Annotated in this window: 6 protein-coding genes; 2 read left to right on the forward strand and 4 right to left on the reverse strand. The window is 71.8% G+C overall.

What is annotated here, in order from left to right; translation table 11 throughout:
• Positions 1-140 precede the first annotated feature (140 nt).
• The gene (locus DSY14_RS21020; RefSeq protein WP_374224037.1) at positions 141-2,348 is read right to left on the reverse strand and encodes an ATP-dependent RecD-like DNA helicase; all 2,208 of its coding nucleotides are present in this window, start codon (positions 2,346-2,348) and stop codon (positions 141-143) included.
• A gap of 55 nt (positions 2,349-2,403) precedes the next feature.
• Positions 2,404-2,805: an MmcQ/YjbR family DNA-binding protein gene (locus DSY14_RS21025; RefSeq protein WP_211718326.1), complete on the reverse strand. Its 402-nt coding sequence runs from the start codon at positions 2,803-2,805 to the stop codon at positions 2,404-2,406.
• Positions 2,806-3,206: 401 nt separating this feature from the next.
• Between DSY14_RS21025 and DSY14_RS21030 the strand changes: the two genes are divergently transcribed.
• Entirely contained in the window at positions 3,207-4,259 is a 1,053-nt protein-coding gene (locus DSY14_RS21030) for a serine/threonine-protein kinase (protein ID WP_211718327.1), read from the forward strand.
• 69 nt (positions 4,260-4,328) lie between these two features.
• Here the strand turns inward: DSY14_RS21030 and DSY14_RS21035 are convergent, their stop codons facing one another.
• On the reverse strand, positions 4,329-4,880 hold the full coding sequence (locus DSY14_RS21035; protein ID WP_211718328.1) for a hypothetical protein: 552 nt from the start codon (positions 4,878-4,880) through the stop codon (positions 4,329-4,331).
• Positions 4,881-5,195: 315 nt separating this feature from the next.
• On the opposite strand from DSY14_RS21035, the gene DSY14_RS21040 reads away from it, so the two are divergent.
• Complete coding sequence (locus tag DSY14_RS21040; RefSeq protein WP_211718329.1) at positions 5,196-7,319, forward strand: 5'-nucleotidase C-terminal domain-containing protein; 2,124 nt, start codon at positions 5,196-5,198, stop codon at positions 7,317-7,319.
• 97 nt (positions 7,320-7,416) lie between these two features.
• Here the strand turns inward: DSY14_RS21040 and DSY14_RS21045 are convergent, their stop codons facing one another.
• Entirely contained in the window at positions 7,417-7,893 is a 477-nt protein-coding gene (locus DSY14_RS21045) for a hypothetical protein (protein WP_249188211.1), read from the reverse strand.
• Positions 7,894-8,095 lie beyond the last annotated feature (202 nt).

Here is an 8,095-nt window from a genome sequence, read left to right on the forward strand (position 1 = left end):
TGGTCCTCGGTGGCCACCGGATCCCCGCACGAGATCCGGCGTCTCGGGACGCGCCCGTCCGTACATGGCCGGGCCACGGACCTCGCCTCATCTCGCCCCCGCCCCGGTCGGGGCCGATCCACTCCGCCGCACGGGCACGCTCAGGCGACGGGGTGGGTAGGGGTGGTACGGCGCAGTCTGTGGGCCAGGGAGGTGTGGCGACGCCCCGAGGAGGCGTTGCGGACCGCCTGGGCCAGGGCGCGGCGGGACCCCACCAGGACGACCAGCCTCTTGGCGCGGGTGATGGCGGTGTAGAGCAGGTTGCGCTGGAGCATCATCCACGCACCGGTCGTCACCGGAACGACGACGGCCGGGTACTCACTGCCCTGGGACCGGTGCACGGTGATGGCGTAGGCGTGGGCGAGCTCGTCGAGTTCGGCGAAGTCGTAGGTGATCTCCTCGTCCTCGTCGGTGCGCACCGTCACCTCCTGGGCGACGGCGTCCAGGCCGGAGACCACCCCGAGGGTGCCGTTGAAGACCCCGTTGCGCCCCTTCTCGTAGTTGTTACGAATCTGGGTGACCTTGTCGCCGACACGGAAGATCCGACCGCCGAACCGGCGCTCGGGGACACGGTCCCCCGCGGGGGTCAGCGCCTCCTGGAGGGCGGTGTTGAGCTGTGTGGCACCTGCCGGGCCGCCCTTCATCGGGGTGAGCACCTGAACGTCGCGGAGCGGGTCCAGACCGAAGCGCCGCGGGATGCGCCGGGCCACCACGTCGACGGTCATCTCCGCGGCGGACTCGGTCTCCTCGCAGGGGAAGAGGAAGAAGTCGTCCATGTCCCGCAGGTGCGGGGGTTCGCCCTGGTTGACGCGGTGCGCGTTGGTGACCACACCGGACTGCTGTGCCTGGCGGAACACGTGGGTCAGCCGCACGTCGGGGATGGGCGACCCCTCCTCCAGCAGGTCGCGCAGCACCTGTCCGGCACCGACCGACGGCAGCTGGTCGACGTCGCCGACGAACAACAGGTGCGCCCCGGGCGGGACCGCCTTGACCAGTTTGTTCGCCAGGATCAGATCGAGCATGGAGGCCTCGTCCACCACCAGCATGTCGCAGTCCAGCGGGTTGTCGCGGTCGTGCGCGGCCTCCCCTCCGGGACGGAGTTCCAACAGCCGGTGCACGGTGGCGGCCTCGTGTCCGGTGAGCTCGGTGAGGCGCTTGGCCGCGCGGCCCGTGGGGGCCGCCAGGATGACCTTGGCGTTCTTGGCCCTGGCCATGGTCACGATGGAGGAGACGGTGAAGGACTTGCCGCAGCCGGGACCGCCGGTGAGCACGCACACCTTCCGGGTGAGCGCCTCCCTGACCGCCGTGCGCTGGGCCTCGGCGAGCGAGGCACCGGTACGCCGGTCGAGCCAGTCCAACGCGACCGGCCAGTCCACGTCGCCGAAGGCGGGCATGCGTTCCTCGGGCCCCTCCAGCAACGCCCGCAGCCCGGCCGCCAGGCCCAGCTCGGCACGGTGGAAGGGCGGTAGGTAGACGGCCCGGACGGGTTCCCCCTCGGGGCCGGGCACGGTCTCCCGCTCCACCCCCTCGTCCTCGACCAGCCGGGCCACGCACTCGATGACCAGACCCGCCTCCACTTGGAGGATCTTCACCGCGGCGGAGATGAGCCGTTCCTCCGGCAGGTAGCAGTGCCCCTCGTTACCGGACTCGGAGAGCGTGAACCGGATCCCCGCCATGACGCGTTCGGGGCTGTCGTGCGGGATCCCGACGGCCTGGGCGATGGTGTCGGCGGTCTTGAAACCGATCCCCCACACGTCGGAGGCGAGCCGGTAGGGCTCCTTCTGCACCACCTCGATGGAGGCGTCGCCGTACTTCTTGAAGATGCGCACCGCCAGCGAGGTGCTGACGTCCACGCCCTGGAGGAAGAGCATGACCTCCTTGATGGCCTTCTGCTCCTCCCAGGCGTCGGCGATGAGCCTGGTCCGTTTGGGGCCGAGACCGGGCACCTCGATGAGCCGCTTCGGATCCTCCTCGATGACGTCCAGGGCGTCGGTACCGAAGTGGTCGACGATGCGCTCGGCCATCTTCGGGCCGATCCCCTTGATCAGTCCGGAGCCGAGGTAGCGACGGATGCCCTGCACGGTGGCAGGCAGGACGGTCGTGTAGTCGTCGACGTGGAACTGGCGGCCGTACCGGGGGTGCGAGCCCCAGCGCCCGTGCAGACGCAGCGCCTCGCCCGGCTGGACCCCGAGCAGGGAGCCGACCACCGTGAGCAGGTCGTCGCCGCCCCGACCCGTGTCGACCTTGGCGACCGTGTAGCCGTTCTCCTCGTTGGCGTAGGTGACGCGTTCCAGGACCCCCTGGACCACGGCCTGGCCGGGGGCGGGCCGGGGTGGGTGCGACACGGGGTACCGCCGTCCTTCCTCAGTGTTCGGTGTCGATGGTCGGGGAGTCCTCGCCCAGGACCGCGAGCACCCGGTCCCGGTCGGCGCGGCGCAGACCACGGGCGACCAGTCGGTAGGAGTGTTCGAGCATCTCCAGGAGTTCGTCGTCGGGGACGGTGCCGTCCAACCGCACCGAGTTCCAGTGCCGCTTGCTCATGTGCCATCCGGGGGTGACCGCGGGGAACTCGGCGCGCAGCTCCAGCGCGAGTTCCGGGTCGCACTTGAGGTTGACCATCGCCGACCCACCGTCGCCTCCGGGGCTGAGCAACGCGAACATCCTCTGCCCGGCGATCTTGTAGACCATGGGTCCCGGGCCGAAGGGTTCGCTCTCGTCCGTCTCGGGGAACCACAGGGCCGCGTCGATGAACTGCTCCGGTGTCATGTGCGCCCCCTGGTCCACGGCCCTCGCCCGTCGTCTCCGACCCTGCCAGAAGCCGACGACGGTCGGGAGGGCCGCCCGGGGATCCACGTCCGGCGGGTGTTCCGGCCCGGGGTCGAGGAGACCACGTCCGGCGCGACGCCGGCACCCGGCGGCCCCGGCCTGTGGAAGGCCGCACGGGCGTGGTGGGCGCGGCCGCGCGGCCGGTCTCCGCCCCGTCGTGCGGTGGCGGCGGCACACCCGCGCCGGACCGGAGACGTCCCCGCGCACCACCGACGCGTCGGCTCCGGAGCCCGCGCCCCTCGGGCGCCGGCGTGGGGCGAGGAGAGCTCGCTCACAGAGCGAACGGGGTTCTCGGGGATAGGATCCGGCAGAACCGTCCCCCACGTCCGGCTGGAGTGCCCATGAAGGCGCGCGGAGTACGCAGACTCGCCCCGCTGGACCCCGGGGACCCGGAGGCGATCGGCGGCCACCGGCTGCGCGGCCGGGTCGGCTCGGGCGGCATGGGCACGGTCTACGCCGCCGACTCCCCCGGGGCCGGCGGCTATCTGGCGGTCAAGGTCGTCCACCCCGACCGCGCCTGGGACCCGAGGTTCCGGGAGCGCTTCGCCCACGAGGCGCGGCTCCTGGCGAAGGTCAACAGTCCGTCGGTGGCCCGGTTCGTCCGCGCCGACGTGGGCGCGGACCTTCCATGGATGATCACCGAGTACGTGCCGGGGCCGACGTTGCGCCACCACGTGGAACGGTTCGGACGGCTGCGCGGTGGCATGCTGCTCGGGGTGGCGGTGGGGGTCGCGGAGGCGCTGCGGGCGATCCACGCGGCCGGGGTGGTCCACCGCGATCTCAAGCCGAGCAACGTGGTGCTGTCCGCGCAGGGACCCAAGCTGCTGGACTTCGGGATCGCGCACGCGGTGGAGGACCCCGATCCCACCAAGTGGCTGCGGCTGCGCCGGATGCGGCGCGCCTACAGGGACCTGCGGCTGCCCTCACCGCACACCCTGCCCGACGAACGCCTGGCGGACCGGCGCGACCGACTCGGCACCCCGGGGTGGATCAGCCCGGAGCAGTACCACCGTGAGCCCACGACCCAACGGTCCGACGTGTTCCTGTGGGGGGCGGCGGTCGCGTTCGCGTCGGTGGCGCACGATCCGTTCGGCACGGCGGCGGCCAAGGAGATGGCGCGACGGGTGATGTTCGAGGAACCCGACCTCCAACACCTGCCGCCGGGGCTGGAGCGGCTCGTGGTGGCGGCGATGAGCAAGTCGCCGGACGACCGACCGGACGCGGCCGAGCTGCTGCGCGCCTGCCTGGCCCTGGAGGGGCCGGAGGGGGGCGTGCGCGTTCCCGTGGAGGGCGTGGACGGCGACGGGACCGGGGCGCGGGCCGTGCGCGGTCTCCTGGAGCGTCAGTGGACCAAGGTGGCGGTGCGTCCGCCCCGCCCTCCCCGCGGTGCCTGAGTCCCGTCGATCACGGGCGGGTGCCCGTCCTGGGCGGGCGTGCGCGAAGGAGGCCCGGGGCGGCGTGGTTCAGAGCAGGCCGAAGTAGGCCCGGCCCTCCTTGGAGAACATGTTGGCCAGCATCCAGCCGGTGAAGCCCAGCGGCACCAGCATGAGGTACTCGCCGCCGAGCGCGCCCCACAGCAGGATGAGGCCGGCCGCCCCCAGGAACACCACGGTGCCCCAGTAGACGCCGACGGTGCGGCGGCTCAGCCGCGCGCCCAGGAGCAGCGACACTCCTCCGTACAGGCCGGTGACCAGCGCCATGACGGTCATCATGGAGCGCATCAGGTCGGCGTCGACGGACATCTGGATGCCCTCCTCCGCCAGGAGCGCGGACTGCTGGTCCAGGGCCTCGTTCATCGCGTCCACGGGTGCCGCCAGCCCCATGAGGAAGAGCAGGGACAGCAGCATCCCGGAGACACCACCGAAGAACATGAGCGTGCGGGTGGTGGTGACCTTGGCGGGCATGGGGGCGTCGGGCCGCAGGGCCTCGAAGTGGGCGTTGAAGTCCGGCATCCCGCGCTGCGAGGGGACCCCGCCCTGTCCCGGGTCGTTCGGGTCCTGGCCAGAGGAAAACACGGACGCCCTCCGAGGGAAGTATCGAGACCGAATGTCGCCCCCATCGTAGAGGTGCGGGACCTCGGCGGTCACGGGCCAGGGGGGCATCGGGCGGCCACCGTGACCGAAACGCGTCACCGAGGGCGACCGAAAGCCGCGCACCGTGACGTTGGGCGACCTGATCAGGCCGGGAACACGCCCGCACACAGGAGGTTCTGCAAATCGTAACCCCGCCGTCCGTGTCTCCACACTCTGTCCCCTCTATGGTGAACAAACTCCACCCCTACCGCCGCGCGACGGCGCCCCCGCCGATCCCCCGAAGGAGTCGTTCACGTCATGTCCAGACTCGTGCGCGCAACCGGCGCACTGATCCTGACCGGTGCGCTCGTGGTGCCCTCCGCACCCGCCGCCGCAGCCCCCGCCCCCATGGACACCACCGACGGTGCCGCCTTCACCCTCACCCTGCTGCACGGCAACGACCCCGAGTCGGCCCTGCTGCACGCACCCGCGGACGCGGAGTACGGCGGGGCCGCGCGTTTCACCGCACTGCTGCAGGAGCTGCGGGCGAGTGAGCGCGACGGCGAGGACGCCGCGGAGGGCGAGTCCGCGCACCGCGGCGTCGTGACGGTCAACTCCGGCGACATGTACCTGCCCGGGCCGGAGTTCGCCGCCTCCCAGGAGGAGGGCGCGCCGTTCTACGACGCGATCGCCGCCTCCCACGCGCAGTACGACGCGATCTCCATGGGCAACCACGAGTTCGACTTCGGGCCGGACCTGTACGCCGACTTCATCGGCGAGCTCCCCGCGTCCACCACCGTCGTCGCGGCGAACGTGGACGTGTCGGCCGAGCCCGGGCTGGCCGCGCACGAGGAGGCGGGCCGGATCGCCCCCAGCACCGTCGTCGACGTCGAGGACGAGCAGGTCGGCATCGTCGGCGCCCTCTTCCCGGCGCTGGCCACCATCACCAGCTCGCGCGACGTGGTGGTCGACGAGGTCGTCGCTCCGGTGCAGGCCGAGGTCGACCGGCTCACGGCCGAGGGCGTCGACAAGATCATCATGATCTCCCACCTGCAGAACATCACCTTCGAGGAGCGGGTCGCCCGCGAGCTGACCGACGTCGACGTCATCGTCGCCGGCGGCGGCCACGAGGTGATGGCCAACGAGGGCGACGCCCTGGTCCCCGACGACGAGATCACCGTCCACCCGGGTACCGGTGAGCCCCTCTCCTACCCCCTGGTGGCGGAGAACCCGGACGGCGACGAGGTGCTGATCGTGACCGCCGGCTCCAACTACAAGTACGTGGGCCGTCTCGTCCTCAACTTCGACGCCGACGGCAACGTGGACTCCGTCGGCGACCGTTCCGGTCCGGTGGTGGTCGACGGGTCCGTCGAGCCGGACCCCGAGGTCGAGGCCCAGGTGACCAAGCCCGTCGCCGACTACGTCGACGAGCTCGCCGAGACCGAGGTCGCCCAGAGCGAGGTCGCGCTGGAGGGACGCCAGTCCCCCGGTGTGCGCACCCAGGAGACCAACCTCGGCAACCTGATGGCCGACGCGCTGGTCGACACCGGCGCCCGCAACGCCGAGACGTACGGGGTCCCCGAACCGCAGATCGGCATCCAGAACGGCGGCGGCATCCGCAACGCCTCACTGATCCCGGCCGGGCCGCTCTCGGCCTTGGACACCTACTCCATCGCCCCGTTCGCCAACCAGGTGGCGGTGGTGCCGGACGTGCCACGCGCCCAGGTCAAGGAGCTGCTGGAGCACGGTGTGTCCGCGGCCCCGGCCGCCAACGGCGGTTTCATGCAGGTCGGCGGGGTGAACTTCGCCTACGACCCCGAGCGCACCGCACAGCAGGTGGACGAGGACGGCGCGGTGCTCACCCCGGGTGAGCGGGTGCGCAACGTGATCCTGCACGACGGCACGGTGGTCGTCGAGGACGGCGAGGTCGTGGACGGCGACGCCATCACCATCGCCACGAACGACTTCTCCGCGCGTGGCGGGGACATGTACCCGTTCCGCGGCGCCGACTTCACGGTGGTCGGCTCCACCTACCAGGGCGCCCTGGAACTGTTCGTGACCGACACCCTGGCGGGCGCCATCACCGCCGAGGACTACCCCGAGGGCGGTTCCGGCCGGATCGTGGTCGGTGACGAGGCCACCGCTCCTCCCGGGGGCGGCGACGGTGGGGACGGCGATGACGACGACAACGGCGCGCCGTCCCCCGACCCGTCCGACGGCCCGAGCGAGGACCCGAGCTCCGGCCCGAGCGACGGCCCCGGCACGGGCGGTGGCGCGGCCGACGGTGACAAGAAGGACGACCAGCGTTCCCTTCCGCTCACCGGTGGCGCCCTGACCGGGCTCATCATCGCCGCGTTGGTGGCGGTGGGCGCCGGTGGCGGTGCGCTCTACCTGAGCCGTAAGCGCGCTTCGACGCCCGACTCCGGTGAGATCGACGCCTGACCCACGTCCCACACCACGGTGAAGCCCGCCCGGAATCCGTTCCGGGCGGGCTTCACCGCGTCGAGGGCGCCCACGGGGGTGATGCGCGGGCCGAGCCTCAGCACTGTGGCAGACCCTCGATGGGACGCCAGGGCTCGGCGATCCGGAAGGCGGTGGCACTGACGTAGACGTCACGGTTGCCGGTCTGGTCGTCGGTCAGCGCCCACCAGGTCGAGTAGCCCCCCTCTCCGTCGGAGTGGGCCTGCCCCTCGACCTGGCAGAAGAAGCCGTGCCTGCCGGCCCAGAGCCGGCCGCCCGACGGGTAGCGCGTGTCCGCGGACCAGTAGCTGTGGGCGTCACGCCAGGTGGAGTAGTAGAGGCGAGGGGAGTGGGACTCCCGGTCCGTCCGCGCCTCCGATCGTCCGGGGGCGTCGACCCGCACGGCGGTTCCGGGGTCGGTCGGGACCTCCGCCCGGGTCTCCGGGGAGGGCGTGGTGGCCGCGACCGCCGGGCCGGCGCCCAGGGCCAGTGCTGTGGTCAGTGCCAACGTCATCACCGTGGACCGCCTGGACCCCGTGGTGGTTCGCCGTGCCATCGATCGCTCCTCGTGTCCCGGACCCGGATCGTTCCTCCGGGTCGGTCTGGGTGAGTCCGGTGAGGGACCGGACCCCGAAGGTCCGCCGACCACCACCAACACCCGATTGTCACCCAGAGTGTCCGATTGATGACGCATGGCACGAGTCGTGTCGTCGGAGTTCCCGGTCGCACGCGCCGCCCACCCGCGACCACCCCCACCT

It is taken from the genome of Nocardiopsis sp. MG754419 (assembly GCF_018207095.1).
Taxonomy (GTDB): Bacteria; Actinomycetota; Actinomycetes; order Streptosporangiales; family Streptosporangiaceae; genus Nocardiopsis.